Here is a 16,743-nt window from a genome sequence, read left to right as displayed (position 1 = left end):
GCGGGTAAATCACCCGATTTATATTTAAATAGCGACGAGCAAACGCTCGCACCGCTATCTACCTTAACATTAAAAAGAAACGCCCAAAGAAAGGCATAAAGCGGAAATCAACGTTTCCATTTTTTGGCTGCGAGAGCCTTTTGCCAATAACACAAGCGGTTGTTTTTCCGCAATTTTTTGCGAAATAATCGGCAATAAGAAATCGTGCATCGCTTGTTTATCGGTAAAATGATGTGCCGTATCATGACTGATTACCGCACTTTGCTTACCGAAGCTGACGACTAAATCTAAATTCGCTTCACGTACGAAATCCGCCACTTGCTGATGACAAGCCTCACTTTCGTCACCGAGTTCCGCCATATCGCCGACCGCAAAAATGCGGAAAGCCGGATAATTTTTTAACACCGACACCGCCGATTTCATCGAATCGACATTGGCGTTATAAGTATCGTCAATGAACAAACAATGATCATTGACTTCAACCGGATACAAACGACCTTTTACTTGCGAACGTTGTTCCAAACCGGATTTGACCGCTTGTAAATCCGCACCGACCGCCATAGAGAGCGAAGTTGCCGCTAAAGCGTTGCTGATATTATGTGCGCCTAAGTAAGGCAAATTAATTTCGATTTCACCTTGCGGAGAATGTAAGGTAAAGCGAGATCCGGCTAAACCCAATTCCACATTTTCCGCCCAAAAATCCGCATACGAATCTTGATCCGAACCGATATAGCTAAATGATTGTAGCTCATGCTCGCCGATTTCTTTTTGCCATTGCGGATAATAAAAGGCTTGATTCACAATCGCTTTACCGCCGGCTTTTAAGCCTCGATAAATTTCGCCTTTTGCTTGCGCTACACCTTCGAGTGAGCCGAAACCTTCTAAATGCGCCGCGGCAACGTTATTCACTAAACAAGCGTCCGGCTGAGTAATTTCTGTGGTATAAGCGATTTCGCCGATATGGTTTGCCCCGAGTTCCACCACCGCAAATTTATGTTGCGGCGTTAAACGTAACAAGGTCATCGGCACACCGAGGTCGTTATTTAGGTTGCCAAAGGTATAAAGCACTTCATCTTCACAAGCGGTCATTTTTTGCAAAATTTTTGCCGTCATTTCTTTTACGGTGGTTTTGCCTGAAGAACCGGTCATCGCCACGGTTTTCGGATTAAGTTTCGCTTTTAACCATTTGGCTAACTCGCCTAACGCAAGGCGTGTATCTTTCACCACAATTTGCGGTACGGAAATCTCACATTCACGCTCAACCACTACTGCCACACTGCCTTGTTCCACCGCATTAGCTAAGTAATGGTGCGCATCAAAGTTCTCGCCTTTTAACGCAAAAAACAGCCCGTTTTCGACCGCTTGTCGAGTATCGGTACTAGTGGTTTCCACCAGCACATTGCCATCACCAATTAGCTGTGCATTAAGAATGCCGGCAATTTCATTTGTTGTTAGTTTTATCATTGAATATCTATCTTCAGCCTATTTATTGCATTTCCCCCTATTTTCCTCCGAAGCGGTTGCGTAAACTTTTGAGGACAATTTTTCGTGTCTGAGCTTGCTTGCAAGCGAGTTTGAAAAATTCGTCCCAAAAGTTAGCAATAAGCAGAGGAAAAAGGAAAATCTGGGGTCGCCTTTCTTTGGTTACTTTCTTTGGCGAAGCAAAGAAAGTGACAAGCTACAGGTATTTAGCCGCGGTTTCCTGATCTGAAAAATGATGCTTAGTCGTCCCGATAATTTGGTAATCTTCGTGCCCTTTACCGGCAATTAAAATCACATCTTTTTCATTCGCTTGTTCAATTGCGGTTTTAATTGCTTGTTCACGATCGTGGATCACTTGTACTTTCTCCACTTGAACGAAACCGTTGAGAATATCCGCCATAATCTTAGCGTTATCTTCGGTTCTCGGATTGTCATCGGTCGCAATCACTTTATCCGCCAGTTCTTCGGCAATCGCCGCCATCATCGGGCGTTTGCCCGCATCACGATCACCACCGCAACCGAAAATACAATAAAGCTCGCCTTCGGTATGTAATCGTGCCGCTTGCAAGGCTTTTTCCAACGCATCCGGCGTATGAGCGTAATCGACTAATACAAGCGGTCTATTTTGCGGATTTTTTTGCGAAACGACACACTCCATACGTCCGGCAACCCCTTGCAGAAGCGGTGCAGTTTCAATTAATTTTGGTAAATCATGACCAAGCACTAATAAGCCGGCTAATGCTGTGAGTAAATTATTGACGTTAAATGCACCGATTAAACGGCTATTTAACTCGCCGTTGCCCCAGCTCGATTCAAACGCAATTTTTACACCTTGTAAGCTAAAGCTCACATCGGTCGCTTTAACGAATTTATGCTCGCTACTAAAGCTCGCATCGGTACTGACGGCAACCGCATCCGGCAATTTTGCCAACCATTCACGCCCGACTTCATCATCTGCGTTTAATACTTGTGCTTTGGTATCTAATTCGCTAAACAAACGGAATTTTGCTTGTGCATATTCTTCCATTGTCTTGTGGTAATCGAGATGATCACGGCTTAAATTAGTGAATACCGCTAAATCATAGCTTAACGCTTCCGCACGATATTGAGCTAAGCCGTGCGAAGAAACTTCCATCGCACAAAAATCAGCGCCCATTTCCACAAAGTCGGCTAAATTACGTTGCACTTCAATCGCCGAACCGGTGGTATTTGCCGCATCTTGTACTTTGCCGTATAAACCGTTACCGATCGTCCCCATTACCGCCGATTTTCCGCCTAATAGGTTATGCCATTGGGCAAGTAATTGCGCGCTTGTGGTCTTGCCGTTGGTACCAGTTACACCTACGAGAGTAAGTTTTTCAGACGGATTGGCATAAAACGCACCGGCAATTTCCGATAAAATACGAGCCAAATTCGGTACTAAAACCACCTTACAAGCGGTGCGATCTAAGTTATATTTTGCAAATTTCGCATCCAACTCAATTTCGTCCTGCCCTTCGTCCGCTTCCGCCAAGACTAAAGCTGCGCCTTGCTCAATCGCTTTTTGAATAAATCGACGACCATCCACTTGATGCCCTTTTAACGCCACAAACAGATCGCCTTCACCCACTTGGCGAGAATCCAACGTCATTTGCTTAAGCGGTTTTAATTCCGTCACCCAAGCATCAAGTTCGGTGAGAAAGGGAAGTAAACGTTTCATATTGTTACCTAATTTATTCTGTTCTAATTTACTTTTTGTTCTAATTTAATTTCTCGTACGGCACTTTCGGTGTCGGTGAGGTTATCCGGTTTGATATTTCTCGTTTTCAGGGTATAGCCCATAATACTCGAGAATAACGGCGCAGAAACCGAACCGCCGTAGTATTGTCCGGCTTTCGGTTCGTTAATCAACACAACCAAGGCAAAGCGGGGATCACTTGCCGGCGCAACACCTGCGGTATAGGCAATATATTTTTCGACGTATTGCCCTTTTTCAAGTTTACGAGCCGTACCGGTTTTCACCGCCACACGATAACCTTCCACCATCGCTTTCTGACCGCCTTCGCCTTTTTGCGCCACACTTTCCATCATATGCACTACGTCACGAGTAATTTTTTCCGGTAATACTCGTTCGCCGATAACCGGCGGATCCACTTTGGTAATCGAAAGCGGTCGATAAATACCGAAACTTCCCAAGGTCGCATAAGCTCGCGCAAGCTGTAACGGTGTAATATTTAAACCGTAACCGTACGCCATGGTTGCACGTTCGATATCCGACCAACGTTTACGATCGCCGTTCGTCCCTTTTTGTTCGCCCAAGCCTAAACCGGTATCTTTACCGAAACCGACCTTGCTATAAGTATCGACCAGTGCGGTGGACGGCATACGTAACGCCAAACGGCTTACCCCGATATTACTCGATTTCTGTAAAATACCGGTCAGCGATAAACTTTCACGCGGCGCAACGTCTTTAATCGTATGCCCGTTTACCACAAACGGACGCGTATTAATCACTTCGTCGCGATAAGTCGCCCCGTTTTGCAATGCGGTTAAAACCACTAACGGCTTAACCGTCGAACCCGGTTCGAAAGTATCGGTAATCGCTCGGTTACGCATTAATTCCGGCTTAAAACTGTCCCGTTTGTTCGGGTTAAACGAAGGCGCATTCGCCATCGCCAAAATTTCGCCGGTTTGCACATCAACTAACACCGCCGTGCCGGATTCGGCATTATTGGCAATAACCGCTTCTTTAATTTTTTTATATACTTCGGATTGTAATTCTTCATCGATACTCAACATAACGTCTTGCGGATCGTATTGTTTTTCATCGCGAATATTTTCAATCACATTACCGCGCGCATCTTTACGAATCACTTGGCGACCGTTTTTACCGATTAATAAAGAATCGAAACTACGCTCTAAACCTTCCGTACCGTGTACGTCATCAATATCGGTAAAACCGATTAATTGCGAGGCTTCTTCCGCCAGCGGATAAAAACGGCGTGATTCGGCTTTCAATACCATACCGTCGATTTTCAGTTCTTGCGCATAATTGGCGATACTCTCCGGCTCGTGGCGTGCGATGTAGATAAAACGCTGGCGCACCGCTTTATATAAACGCGCCATCAGGTCGTTATATTTTTCGCCGGTCGCTTTGGCAATCGCTTCAAGTTTAGAACGTTCGAGTTGCGAGGCGGAAATTTCCTGCATTAAGAATGCGGAACTCGGATTATTTCTCACCGATTGGATTAACGTATTGTAATCCAGCCCGGTCGATTGCGCTAAAAGCGTCCAGTAATCTTCACTTTTTGTATTGAGAATAGAACGAGGATCAAAGGCTACTTTTTCTTTTGAAGTATTCTTTTTCTCTATGAAATCATTGACGTTTTTTTCAATTTTACTTTTGGAGGCACCCATTTCCATTGCCAGTAATTTCCAACGTTCAGGGCTTCGGCGTAATTTGCTGTCAAAATATTCTCGAGGATCGAGGGTGAGAGAGTACATCGGTACACTGATGGATAAGAATCGGCCGTTACGATCAAGAATTCGCCCTCGCGTGAAAGGTAACTCTTTAGTACGCAATGAGCGGTTATTCGCTTCATTAATCAGGCGTTCGGAATCAAATAACTGAATATGAGCCGCTTTAGCAATCAGCATTCCCGCCATTACAAGGATGAAAAAACCGACCACACCAAAACGAATCGGGAGATAACTCGGTTCATTTTTAGTATTAGTTTGCTTTTTTACTTCTGTATTCGGCTCGATAGCCACGGGTTTACGCTTTAATTTAACTGACTTTGCCATGCTTTATTCAACCAAAATAACTTCTTGCTCTTTTTTTATCGACTGTAAACCGAAACTTGCCGCCGCCGCCTCTACGCGAGATTTCTGGCTCTTCGCATTTTCTTCTAATTGTAAGTGGATATATTGATTTTCAAGTTTACGCTGTGCCTGTACAAGTTTACCTTGCTCCGCAGTCAATAAACGGGTTTGATGAGTAATCCAAATCGTACCGATTGCAGTTGCAACGACGGCAATAATCAGGATTAGAGCCACCTTATTATGCGCGGTTAAATCATCTAAAATAATTTGATGGAGCGGATAACGTTCATTACTTGCCATTCGCTAAATCCTCTATCTTTTTTCCGCAATACGTAATACGGCACTACGTGAGCGAGGGTTTGCTTCGATTTCCGCTTCGCTCGGCATAATCGCTTTACCAATGATTTTTAACGGAATATTTTTATTTAATTCCGACTCCAAAATAGGTAAACCTTTCGGCACGTCCATACCTTTACTGTTTTTCTTCATAAATTGTTTAACCATTCGATCTTCTAACGAATGGAAACTGATAATCGATAAACGTCCTTCCGGCGCCAATACGCTTAATGCCGACTGTAACGCTTTCTCCAGCTCGTCCAACTCGCTGTTAATAAAGATACGAATTGCTTGAAACGAGCGAGTTGCCGGATGTTTGTGCTTGTCTTTGAAAGGCACGGCATCGGCAATAATTTGCGCCAATTGCAGCGTACGAGAAATCTTATTCGTTGCAGATTTATTGTAAGAAACGACCGCTTGTGCAATGCGTTTGGCAAAACGTTCTTCACCGAAGGTTTTTAGCACCCACGCCAAATCGTCCGCTGAAACTTGTGCCAGCCATTCGGCAGCCGATAAACCTTTAGTGGTATCCATACGCATATCAAGCGGCCCGTCGCGCATAAAACTGAAGCCGCGTTCCGCATCATCAAGCTGCGGCGAAGAAACGCCGAGATCAAGCAAAATACCGTCAATTTTGCCGGTTAAGCCTAATTGTTCACAAACATCAGGAATCGCAGAAAAAGCGGTATGCTCAATTTGAAAGCGAGTATCGTCAATCGTATTCGCTTCGGCAATTGCACGAGGATCACGATCCGTCGCAATTAAGCGACCTTGTTCGGAAAGCTTTGAGAGAATGAGTCGAGAATGACCGCCTCGTCCGAAAGTACCGTCTATGTAAATACCGTTCGGCTTAATCGCCAAACCGTCAACGGCTTCATGTAGCAATACGGTAATATGCTTATGGACTGTGTCGTTCATTATTTTTCCAACTCACTTATTTATCTTATAAAGAAAGGTTTTTTAAGGCTTCGCAATTCAGCATTTCCGCCGAACCGCCCAAGGCAAGATCTTCCGCAATTTGTGATTGCCACTGTTTATCTTGCCAAATTTCAAATTTATTTAATTGCCCGACCAACATAATTTGTTGCTCGAGCTGTGCGTGCTGTCTGAGTGTGGGGCTAAGTAAAATTCTGCCCGCAGCATCCATTTCACATTCGGTTGCAAAACCTTGCATTACACGCTGAATACGACGCTGCATCGGATCAAAATTGGAAAGCGCAAGTAGTTTTTGTTCCACCGTTTCCCATTCGTGTAACGGATAAAGCAATAAACACGGCTGGCGAATATCAACGGTGCAAACCAAAACTCCCTCGTGTTGTTCACGCAATTCGGCACGATAACGAGTCGGAATAGCGATCCGTCCTTTATTATCGATACTAATTGAAGTTACGCCGCGAAACATTTTGCCAACCTAGCCAAGCTTATTGATACGTTTAAAAGATTCGTTAATTTAGGAAAAGTTCCTAAAAATTCCACAAAACACCACTTTTTCCCACTTAAGAGATCAAATTTTATAGATTAGTTGTTAATCGGGCAAGCTGTTTTACCGTTTTGTTTGGTAAAGATCATAACAAAAAAAATAAGCGGTTCGATTTTGCAAAAATTTCACAAAATCGAACCGCTTGCTTAACACTCGATTACATCATATTTGAACGTTGCTTATGCAGTAACTTGGCGATCACGTTTTCTACGGAAAGTTCCACTTGCTCGCCTAAACGTTGCGTGAGGTTTTTCTTCTGTTTAAATTTCAATTCGATCACCTCTTTTTCTTTGATCGCATTAAGCAATAAATCATCGCTGGTATTGATTTCATCAACCAAGTCGAGTGCCAACGCCTGTTTACCGAACCAATGCTCGCCGGTGGCGATTTTTTCAATATCCAATTGCGGGCGGTTCTGCGCTACGAATTGTTTAAATAATTGGTGAGTTTCTTCCAATTCTTGTTGGAATTTTTGTTTGCCTTTCTCGGTATTCTCGCCGACTAAGGTTACCGTGCGTTTATATTCGCCGGCGGTCATCACGTCCACATCAATTTCGTGTTTTTTCAATAAACGATGAATATTCGGCACTTGCGCCACCACACCAACCGATCCGATAATCGCAAACGGAGCGGCGACGATTTTATTCGCCACACACGCCATCATATAACCGCCGCTTGCCGCCACTTTATCGACCGCCACCGTCAGCGGAATATTGTGAGTACGTAAACGTTGTAATTGAGAAGCCGCTAAGCCGTAACCGTGTACTACACCGCCCGGACTTTCCAATCTTAATAACACTTCATCCTCTTTATTCGCTAAAGAAATGACCGCATCAATTTCTCGGCGTAGAGAACTTACTGCATGCGCCTGAACATCGCCGGTAAAATTAAGTACAAACAAACGTGACTTCGGCGCTTCTTCTCCCTGTTCTCCAAGCTCTTTCAAACGTTTCTTTTCCGCTTTCGCTTTTTCTTTCGCCGCTTTTTTCTCCGCTTTTTCCGCTTGTTTTTGTGCTTCTTCACTCAAGAAAAAATTCGCTAAAGACTTTTGTTGCTCCTGATATTTTTCGGTCAGATTCGTAATCGAAATCGCACCGCTTTCAGGCTGTTTTCGAGCTTCCAAAATCAGCATCACCACCACCGCAACAATGCCGAACAACGTCAGTAATTCTAATAAAAAAATACCGTAATTAAGTAAAATTTCTTTCCACATGCCGTGAGATTCCTTTTGTAAAAATAAAATTAATTTTGATCGCTTGTGTTCGCTTCCAATACATCGACAACCGCTTGAGCCGCTTGAGCGTCCGCATCACATTGAATCAGTTTATGTAATTCAGTAAAACGTTGTTTTAATTCGTTTCGCTGTTTTCTATGGTCTGCATCATCCGCCAAATAATTACCCAAATACCAAGCTAAATTTTCCGGATTACATTCGTCTTGAATTAATTCCGGCACGAGCATTTCATCCGCTAATAAATTAGGCAGGGAAATATATTTGGTCTTCACTAAGCGTTTCGCCAACCAATAAGTCATCGCTTTCATTTTATAGCCGACAACCATCGGTGATTTGCATAACATTCCCTCTAATGCCGCCGTACCGGAAGCAAGTAATGAGGCTTCCGCCGCAATCATCGCTTGACGGGCGTTGCCTTTCAGAATATGTACCGATAATTCAGGAGCAACTTGCGCTTTAATTTGCTCGAATTGGGCGATACGCTTGTCATTAACCAACGGCACTAAAAATTGTAAGTCCGGATACTGTTGTTTTAGAATTTGCGCCGCTTTTAAGAAAGGTTCCGCTAAAAACCTGACTTCACTGGCTCGGCTTCCAACCAAAATCGCCAGATAACGTTGCGTTTCATCCAAATTTAAAGTGGCACAAGCTTCTGAGCGATTCGGTTTCAGCGCAATCGCATCCGCCATGGTATGACCGATAAAACGGCAAGGCACATTAAAGCGATCGTAAAATGCTTTCTCAAACGGCAAAAACGCCAACACTAAATTAGTCGCACGTGCGATTTTCTGAACACGATTCTGACGCCATGCCCAAACCGAAGGACTAACATAATGAATAGCTTTAATTCCGCTCGCTTTGAGTTTTTCTTCGACGGTTAAATTAAAATCGGGTGCATCAATACCGATAAAAATATCCGGCTTTTCCGCTAACATTGTTTCAATCACTTGCTTACGACGTTTCAGCAAACGCGGTAAATGTTTGACCACTTCCGCCAATCCCATTACCGCCAACTCTTCCATATCAAATAGTGTTTCGCAACCGGCTTGTATCATTCGGGGGCCGGCAACTCCGATAAAACAGGCGTTCGGATAATGTAATTTAAGGGCGTTAATCAACCCAGCACCAAGAATATCACCAGAAATCTCACCGGCAACTAGAGCAATAAGAGGCGCTTCTTTTGTCATCATAATTTCACTCTCATTAATTATTCATTTAATTACTTTTATTATAGGCTGATTATAACCAATCACAATATAAACTAACAAAATCACATTGATTGAATTTTTCACTCCAAGTAAACTATAGCCTTTGATTTATATTTCATTTGGAGTGAATATGAAAAAAACAGCATTAGCCCTTTTCGCTTCTGCTTTTATGGCAAGCTCGGCATCAGCGGTTGAATTATTTAACTTAGATTCAACTGGTACTAAAGCGGAATTTATCGGTTCCGCTCGTGTAAAATGGACAAGTACTTCAACTAAAGATACTTACCAAAACGGTTCGGCGGTTCGTAATCACGTAAATAAACCGGTACAAAATAACGGTTCACGTTTCGGTTTCCGCTTAACTCAACAACTCGGCAGCGGTGTTTACACTTTAGGCCGTGTCGAATGGCGTTTACGCGGTGCCGATGAGCGTGGCGTGTCAAGTTCTCAACACGATTTTGATCATATTTATGCTCATCAACTTTACGCCGGTTTCGGTCATAAGCAATACGGTGAAGTGACTTACGGTAACCAAACGGTGATTACCGATGAAGTCAAACAAACCGATATCCCGAATACCTTAAGTTTATCTGACGGCTTATTAGTTTCCGGCGCACGCCGTTCGGTACAATATGTGTATAAAGGTATTGAAGGCTTAAAAGTCGGTGCGTACTACGGCGGTCATAGCCAACGCTCGAATACGAATATGGATTTAAGCCAAGATCGTAAAGACGTATGGGGCTTCGGTTCAATTTATAACCATAAATTTGACGACGTACAAAGCGTACAAGTGGCGACCGGTTTCTCTCGCGAGCGTTTCGAGCGTATCGGTTCGGCACCGACTTATGACCGTAATGCTTATTCGGTAGGTGCGGCATATACCTATGATAAAACTACATTCGGTGTGGATTTAGAACGTCGTAAAACAGAAAATCAATCGGTACAAGGCAACGAACGTACCGAAAAAGAAGTGCGTACCCTTGTGTACCATCGTTTAACCGATGATTGGCGTGCATACGGTATGTACGCTTATAAAACCAATAGACTTGAACGTGCAATCGGTCGAGATAATAACGAGAAAAAACACCAATTTATGGTGGGTACCGAATACTATTTACCAAAAGTGGTTGATCAGTTAAAAACCAAACTTTTTGTAGAATGGCAAGCGACTCGTACCACACATCCGGAAGCTAAAGTAGCTCGCGGCGTGAACAAATCACGCGACTATACGACAGTTGTCGGTTTCCGTGCTTATTGGTAATTTCATATTATCCGAAAACAACAAAGCCCAAGCATTGCTTGGGCTTTTTATTGCAATAAATAAGCGGTCAAAATTTGCAATTTTTTTGCAAAACCCGACCGCTTGTTAGTCTCTAATTAATCCGAATTATTTGGTTAATTGAACTAAGATACGGCGTACCGGCTCTGCCGCACCCCATAATAATTGGTCACCTACGGTAAATGCCGCAAGATATTCCGGACCCATCGCTAATTTACGTAAACGACCGACCGGAACGCTTAACGTACCGGTTACTTTCGCCGGCGTTAATTCGCGTAAAGTGGTTTCTTTATCGTTCGGGATTACTTTCACCCATTCGTTATGCGCCGCAATAATTTGCTCGATTTCCGCTAACGGTAGATCTTTTTTCAATTTAATAGTGAATGCTTGGCTATGGCAACGTAATGCACCGATACGCACACATAAACCGTCCACCGGAATCGGGTTATCGCTTAAACCTAAAATTTTGTTGGTTTCCGCATAACCTTTCCATTCTTCTTTGGTTTGGCCGCTTTCTAATAATTTATCGATCCAAGGGATTAAGCTACCGGCAAGCGGCGCACCGAAGTTATCGGTCGGGAAACTGTCTTCGCGCATTTTCGCCGTTACTTTGCGCTCAATCTCTAAAATAGATGATGCCGGATTCGCCAACTCCGCTTTTACGGAAGCTTCCAATTCGCCCATTTGTGAGAGTAACTCACGCATATTTTTCGCACCCGCACCTGAAGCCGCTTGGTAAGTTGCAACCGAAACCCATTCGACCAAATCTTTTTCGAATAAACCACCGATTGCCATTAACATTAAACTTACGGTACAGTTACCGCCGACAAAAGTTTTAATGCCGTTTTTTAAACCTTCGGAAATGACGTGTTGGTTTACCGGATCCAATACGATAATCGCATCTTTTTCCATACGTAATGCCGATGCGGCGTCGATCCAGTAACCGTTCCAACCCGTTGCTTTTAATTTAGGATACACTTCGTTCGTGTAGTCACCGCCTTGGCAGGTTACGATAATATCTAATTTTTTTAATTCTTCGATATCAAAGGCATTCTTTAACTCGCCCGCATCTTTACCCGCAAAAACCGGCGCTTTTTGACCCGCTTGCGAGGTAGTGAAGAAAATCGGGTTAATGTTCGCAAAGTCGTTTTCTTGAACCATACGATCCATTAAAACCGAGCCAACCATACCGCGCCAACCGATAAAACCTACATTTTGCATTTTATGCTCCTAATTAAATTTACTAAGTTGTGTTTGAATTTATTTTGAGAAATAGAATCTGATAAATACAGGATTTTCTACTAAAATGCAATTAGTTTTAGACTATTTAAATAATATTATTTAAATTCTTTACTATAGTGTACAATACACACAGTCCATTAACCAAAATAAAAGGATGTTCTATGAAACTCACAAATCTAGCTCTTGCTTTTACATTATTCGGCGCATCGGCAGTTGCCTTTGCACATGCGGATCATGATCATAAAAAAGCGGATAACAGCTCAGTGGAAAAACTTGTCGTACAAGTACAACAACTTGATCCTGTAAAAGGAAACAAGGATGTCGGTACGGTAGAAATTACCGAATCTGCATACGGTTTAGTGTTTACTCCGCACTTACACGGTTTAGCTCAAGGTTTACACGGCTTCCATATTCACCAAAACCCAAGCTGTGAACCGAAAGAAAAAGACGGTAAACTGGTTGCCGGTTTAGGCGCGGGCGGGCACTGGGATCCGAAAGATACCAAGCAACACGGCTATCCGTGGTCGGACGATGCGCACTTAGGTGATTTACCGGCATTAACCATCGCACACGACGGTTCTGCAACCAATCCGGTTCTTGCTCCGCGTTTGAAAAAACTTGATGAAGTTAAAGGTCACTCTTTAATGATTCACGAAGGCGGCGATAACCACTCTGATCACCCGGCTCCATTAGGCGGTGGCGGTCCGCGTATGGCTTGCGGCGTCATCAAATAACATAATTAAATAAATTTAAACCGATGAAAAAAGGGATGTGTAACACATCCCTTTTTATTTAGTCAGCATACCTTGTTGAACTTGGAACAGACTATCTTGTTCGCTCTCTTGCCATTGCATTTGATTTAGCTGATCTTTGGTAATCGCCGTCACAAACACCTGTGAGCCGCTTTCTCGTAAACGATGTGCCAACAGTTCCCGTTTAATCGGGTCCAACTCGGAAGCAAAATCATCGATCAGGAATAAACACTGACGTTCTTTTTGCGCCACTAAATATTCGCCTTGTGCCAAACGCAACGCACACATCAGTAATTTTAATTGCCCGCGAGAAAGTACGTCTTCCACCGGTAAGCCGTTCGCCCGAAAACGAAAATCCGCCTTTTGCGGACCAATCATGGTATAGCCCATGGCTTTATCTCGCTCAAAACCTTGAGCAAGAATCTCGGCATAATCCGTCCCTTTCTCCCAGCCTTGATGGAAACTCACCCCTATTTCCAATTCAGGTAAGAAAAACTGACAGGTTTTCTCAATTTCCGGTCGTAACGCTTCCGCATATTTCGCACGCATTTGGCTGACAGTCTCCGCAAATTTCGCCAATTCAATATCCCACGGCTTTAATTCGGCATAGCTACGAACTTGATGTAATGCAGCATTTCGTTGCTTGAGTAAACGTTTTAAATTCGCCCAACAGCTATAAAATTCGGTATATTGGTGGAATAGCCCCCAGTCTAAAAACGCTCGACGGAAAGTCGGCCCGCCGTTTAATAAGGTTAGCCCCTCCGGCGTAATTACTTGCATCGGCAGTAAGTGCGCTAAATCGGAAATTTTATTGCCGTCTTCGCCGTTAATTTTTAACAGCGTATCGCCCGAACGTTTTTTCTGGATCCCAACCGACCATTGATGTTGTCCTTCATCAATACGCCCGTGTAGCACAAAGTCTTCCGCTTGGTAGTGAATGATTCGATTGCTGATATGGCTTTTAAATGACCGACCGTGCCCTAAGTAAAAAATCGCTTCCAGCAGACTGGTTTTACCGCTGCCGTTATGCCCTACGATAAAATTAAAATTAGGACTGAGTTCAAGATCGAGAGATTGGAGATTTCGGAAATTATTGATGATTAATCTGGATAGGGGCATATATGGACTCTCTAAGATCGAGTGTTCTAAAGCAATTCTGATTGGTGCAATAATTCACAAATGACCGCTTGATAAAATCGCTTTTACAAGCGGTCATTTTTATACCATTTTTTGCAAAATTGGAATGTTGTCTTGTCCCCTATTTTCCGCTGGAGCGATTGCGTAAACTTTTGAGGATAACTTTCCTTGTTTGAGCTTGCTTACAAGCGAGTTTGGAAAGTTCGTCCAAAAAGTTAGCAATAAGCGGAAGAAAAAGGAAAATCTGGGGTCGCCTTTCTGTTAATAATGTATAGGGGTTACTTTCTTTGGCGAAGCAAAGAAAGTAACATTCAAATTACAGACGCATCGGCATAATCACATATTCGGCGGTGCTGTTATCACAATCTTCAATTAAGCAGCTTGAACTTGCATCCACCAAATTGAAACGCACACGCTCGCATTTTAAGGTATTCAGCACGTCTAACAAATAACTCACATTAAAGCCGACTTCCATTTCCGGGCTTTGATATGCCACGTCAATGATCTCTTCCGCTTCTTCTTGTTCCGGGTTATTTGCAGTAATTTTGAGTAAGTTTTCGCTTAATGCCAAACGCACGCCACGGAATTTTTCATTCGATAAAATTGCCGCACGCATTAATGCACGTTTTAACACTTCGGTTTCCGCTTCTAAAATGCGATCCGCATTGCGTGGTAATACACGGCGATAGTCCGGGAAACGCCCGTCAATCAGTTTAGAGGTAAACACCACGCCGTTCATTGACACACGTAAATTACTGGTGCCGATTTCTAAACGTACCGTTTCATCACTCACGGCGACAAGGCGTGATAATTCTAATACCGCTTTACGAGGCACAATGACCGAATGGGTTAATAACTCTTGATTTAACGCCATGGTACAAACCGCTAGACGGTGTCCGTCCGTTGCGACGGTACGCAATAAATTACCTTCGGTTTCGAACTTCATCCCGTTTAGAAAATAACGCGCATCTTGGTTCGCCATTGAGAATTGCGTCGCATCAATCAAACGAGCAAGGGTGGATTGTTCAATCGAAAAATCCACTTCCGGCTTCCAATCCATTAAATTCGGATAATCGCTTGCCGGCAATGTGGCTAAATTAAATTTACTGCGAGCCGCTCTAACTAACGCACGATCTTCTTCGAATTGTACCGAAATGCTGCTATCTTCCGGCAAGCTACGGCAAATATCGAGAAATTTCTTGGCAGGAATGGTAAATTTTCCGGCAAAATCAACCGCTTGTTCAAGGGTTGCCACCGTAGTTAATTCCACTTCTAAGTCCGTTCCGGTTAGCGATAAGCGGTCGCCTTCGATTTCAAGCAAAATATTATTAATCACAGGCAACGTCGGGCGGCTGCTTAATACGCCACAGACCTGTTGTAAAGGCTTAAGTAACTGTTCTCTGGTTATCGTAAATTGCATAATAATCCCTTATCGCCTATGACGATAATTTTCTGGTTAAGTTGGTATAATCTTCTTGAATACCGCTATCGGTATCACGTAATTCATTAATTGTTCTGCAGGCGTGCATCACGGTAGTGTGGTCACGTCCGCCGAATTCTCGCCCGATTTCCGGTAAGCTGTGATTGGTTAATTCTTTTGCCAAAGACATCGCCATTTGACGAGGACGAGCGACCGAACGGGTACGGCTCTTCGACTTTAAATCAGACATCTTAATGTTGTAATATTCGGCAACCGTTTTTTGAATATTTTCAATCGTAATTAAGTGATCGTAAGACGCAATCAGATCTTTTAACGCCTCACGCACCGCATCAATCGTGATTTGACGCTTAGTAAAGTTACGCCACGCAATCACACGGTTTAATGCCCCTTCCAACTCACGTACATTGGTACGCAATTTTTGCCCGATGAAAAACGCTACTTCTTCTGGTAACTCTACTCCACGCTCTTCCGCCTTTTTCATCAAAATCGCCACTCGAGTTTCCAATTCAGGCGGTTCGATTGCGGTACTCACGCCCCAACTTAGTCGAGATTTAATGCGTTCTTCGATATTCTCAATATTTTTTGGGAAGTTATCCGAAGCTAAAATAATCTGTTTATTACGTTCGAATAAGGAATTAAACGTGTGGAAAAACTCTTCCTGTGAGGCTTCTTTATTGGCAAAGAATTGAATATCGTCAATCATCAGTACATCAAGCGAACGGTAGAATTTCTTAAAATTCTCAATCGTATTGCCTTTCAACGCTTTTACCATATCTTGCACAAAACGCTCGGAGTGAATATAGACCACTCTCGCTTGCGGGTTACGTTTTAGAATTTCATTACCGACCGCATGTAATAAATGGGTTTTACCCAAACCGGTACCACCGTAAAGTGAAAACGGATTACAGTGACTTTCGCCCGGATTATCCGCTACTTGTTGGGCAACCGCTTTGGCTAATTGGTTAGATTTACCTTGTACGAAATTCTCAAAAGTAAGCGATTCGTTTAAACCCGTTCTGAAATTTTTATTGGTTTCTGGTACTTCTTCTTTTGAATTGCTGCTTGTCGTACTTGGAGAGACAGGTCTATGTTCCGCCGGTTTAATCCCGACGCGAATCGAAACCGCTAAATCGTTATTTTTCGATAAAAAACGGGCAAGATCGACGATCTCCGCCAAAAATTTATCTTTTACCCAATTTTCAACAAATTGGTTTTGAGCGTAAAGCGTGAGTTCCCCGTTTGCAAAACTTGCCTGCAAAGGGCGTAGCCAAGTGCTGTAATCAGTCGGCGATACTTTCGTTTGTAAGTGATTAAGACAATCAGACCAAAGGGAAGACACGATTTGCTCCAA

At 43.3% G+C, this 16,743-nt stretch carries 14 protein-coding genes; 2 read left to right on the top strand and 12 right to left on the bottom strand.

Annotated elements, in window-relative coordinates; all coding sequences use genetic code 11:
* Positions 1-69: 69 nt before the first annotated feature.
* From murF to lpxB, 8 genes are all read right to left on the bottom strand, one after another.
* On the bottom strand, positions 70-1,464 hold the full coding sequence (gene murF / locus DRF63_RS00070; protein WP_005595606.1) for a UDP-N-acetylmuramoyl-tripeptide--D-alanyl-D-alanine ligase: 1,395 nt from the start codon (positions 1,462-1,464) through the stop codon (positions 70-72).
* A gap of 214 nt (positions 1,465-1,678) precedes the next feature.
* Positions 1,679-3,181: a UDP-N-acetylmuramoyl-L-alanyl-D-glutamate--2,6-diaminopimelate ligase gene (murE, locus tag DRF63_RS00065; protein WP_005595604.1), complete on the bottom strand. Its 1,503-nt coding sequence runs from the start codon at positions 3,179-3,181 to the stop codon at positions 1,679-1,681.
* Positions 3,182-3,204: 23 nt separating this feature from the next.
* The gene (locus DRF63_RS00060) at positions 3,205-5,265 is read right to left on the bottom strand and encodes a penicillin-binding transpeptidase domain-containing protein (RefSeq protein ID WP_009874742.1); all 2,061 of its coding nucleotides are present in this window, start codon (positions 5,263-5,265) and stop codon (positions 3,205-3,207) included.
* A 3-nt stretch (positions 5,266-5,268) separates the two neighbouring features.
* The gene (gene ftsL / locus DRF63_RS00055; protein WP_005595600.1) at positions 5,269-5,583 is read right to left on the bottom strand and encodes a cell division protein FtsL; all 315 of its coding nucleotides are present in this window, start codon (positions 5,581-5,583) and stop codon (positions 5,269-5,271) included.
* 12 nt (positions 5,584-5,595) lie between these two features.
* Positions 5,596-6,537 (bottom strand): 16S rRNA (cytosine(1402)-N(4))-methyltransferase RsmH, encoded by a 942-nt coding sequence (gene rsmH, locus DRF63_RS00050; protein ID WP_005595598.1) that lies wholly within the window; start codon positions 6,535-6,537, stop codon positions 5,596-5,598.
* 25 nt (positions 6,538-6,562) lie between these two features.
* Positions 6,563-7,021, bottom strand: a complete 459-nt coding sequence (gene mraZ / locus DRF63_RS00045; protein WP_005595596.1) for a division/cell wall cluster transcriptional repressor MraZ — start codon at positions 7,019-7,021, stop codon at positions 6,563-6,565.
* A gap of 235 nt (positions 7,022-7,256) precedes the next feature.
* Positions 7,257-8,312, bottom strand: a complete 1,056-nt coding sequence (sohB, locus tag DRF63_RS00040) for a protease SohB (protein ID WP_005595593.1) — start codon at positions 8,310-8,312, stop codon at positions 7,257-7,259.
* A 29-nt stretch (positions 8,313-8,341) separates the two neighbouring features.
* A complete protein-coding gene (gene lpxB, locus DRF63_RS00035) occupies positions 8,342-9,523 on the bottom strand; it encodes a lipid-A-disaccharide synthase (protein WP_005595590.1) in 1,182 nt (393 codons plus the stop codon).
* Positions 9,524-9,671: 148 nt separating this feature from the next.
* Between lpxB and DRF63_RS00030 the strand changes: the two genes are divergently transcribed.
* Positions 9,672-10,802 carry a porin gene (locus tag DRF63_RS00030; RefSeq protein WP_043991681.1) on the top strand — a complete coding sequence of 377 codons (1,131 nt, stop codon included), beginning with the start codon at positions 9,672-9,674 and terminating at the stop codon, positions 10,800-10,802.
* Between the two features lie 126 nt (positions 10,803-10,928).
* Here the strand turns inward: DRF63_RS00030 and asd are convergent, their stop codons facing one another.
* On the bottom strand, positions 10,929-12,041 hold the full coding sequence (gene asd / locus DRF63_RS00025; RefSeq protein WP_005595584.1) for an aspartate-semialdehyde dehydrogenase: 1,113 nt from the start codon (positions 12,039-12,041) through the stop codon (positions 10,929-10,931).
* A gap of 182 nt (positions 12,042-12,223) precedes the next feature.
* Between asd and sodC the strand changes: the two genes are divergently transcribed.
* Positions 12,224-12,796 (top strand): superoxide dismutase family protein, encoded by a 573-nt coding sequence (sodC, locus tag DRF63_RS00020; protein WP_005595580.1) that lies wholly within the window; start codon positions 12,224-12,226, stop codon positions 12,794-12,796.
* A 54-nt stretch (positions 12,797-12,850) separates the two neighbouring features.
* Here the strand turns inward: sodC and recF are convergent, their stop codons facing one another.
* The 3 genes from recF to dnaA all read right to left on the bottom strand — a co-directional run bounded on the left by recF (position 12,851) and on the right by dnaA (position 16,743).
* Positions 12,851-13,933, bottom strand: coding sequence for a DNA replication/repair protein RecF (recF, locus tag DRF63_RS00015; RefSeq protein ID WP_005595577.1), 1,083 nt, complete (start codon positions 13,931-13,933; stop codon positions 12,851-12,853).
* 334 nt (positions 13,934-14,267) lie between these two features.
* Complete coding sequence (gene dnaN, locus DRF63_RS00010) at positions 14,268-15,371, bottom strand: DNA polymerase III subunit beta (protein ID WP_005595575.1); 1,104 nt, start codon at positions 15,369-15,371, stop codon at positions 14,268-14,270.
* Between the two features lie 16 nt (positions 15,372-15,387).
* Positions 15,388-16,743, bottom strand: coding sequence for a chromosomal replication initiator protein DnaA (gene dnaA / locus DRF63_RS00005; RefSeq protein WP_005595570.1), 1,356 nt, complete (start codon positions 16,741-16,743; stop codon positions 15,388-15,390).

This window comes from Actinobacillus pleuropneumoniae, assembly GCF_003290385.1.
Taxonomy (GTDB): domain Bacteria; phylum Pseudomonadota; class Gammaproteobacteria; order Enterobacterales; family Pasteurellaceae; genus Actinobacillus; species Actinobacillus lignieresii.
Note: the sequence above shows the minus strand (reverse complement) of the source record. Positions and strands in the feature narration are given on the sequence as shown.

Bases quoted from the DNA above. Each gene is read 5' to 3' on its own strand.
- murF (WP_005595606.1), bottom strand. From the start codon at position 1,464: ATGATAAAACTAACAACAAATGAAATTGCCGGCATTCTTAATGCACAG.
- murE (WP_005595604.1), bottom strand. From the start codon at position 3,181: ATGAAACGTTTACTTCCCTTTCTCACCGAACTTGATGCTTGGGTGACG.
- DRF63_RS00060 (WP_009874742.1), bottom strand. From the start codon at position 5,265: ATGGCAAAGTCAGTTAAATTAAAGCGTAAACCCGTGGCTATCGAGCCG.
- ftsL (WP_005595600.1), bottom strand. From the start codon at position 5,583: ATGGCAAGTAATGAACGTTATCCGCTCCATCAAATTATTTTAGATGAT.
- rsmH (WP_005595598.1), bottom strand. From the start codon at position 6,537: ATGAACGACACAGTCCATAAGCATATTACCGTATTGCTACATGAAGCC.
- mraZ (WP_005595596.1), bottom strand. From the start codon at position 7,021: ATGTTTCGCGGCGTAACTTCAATTAGTATCGATAATAAAGGACGGATC.
- sohB (WP_005595593.1), bottom strand. From the start codon at position 8,312: ATGTGGAAAGAAATTTTACTTAATTACGGTATTTTTTTATTAGAATTA.
- lpxB (WP_005595590.1), bottom strand. From the start codon at position 9,523: ATGATGACAAAAGAAGCGCCTCTTATTGCTCTAGTTGCCGGTGAGATT.
- DRF63_RS00030 (WP_043991681.1), top strand. From the start codon at position 9,672: ATGAAAAAAACAGCATTAGCCCTTTTCGCTTCTGCTTTTATGGCAAGC.
- asd (WP_005595584.1), bottom strand. From the start codon at position 12,041: ATGCAAAATGTAGGTTTTATCGGTTGGCGCGGTATGGTTGGCTCGGTT.
- sodC (WP_005595580.1), top strand. From the start codon at position 12,224: ATGAAACTCACAAATCTAGCTCTTGCTTTTACATTATTCGGCGCATCG.
- recF (WP_005595577.1), bottom strand. From the start codon at position 13,933: ATGCCCCTATCCAGATTAATCATCAATAATTTCCGAAATCTCCAATCT.
- dnaN (WP_005595575.1), bottom strand. From the start codon at position 15,371: ATGCAATTTACGATAACCAGAGAACAGTTACTTAAGCCTTTACAACAG.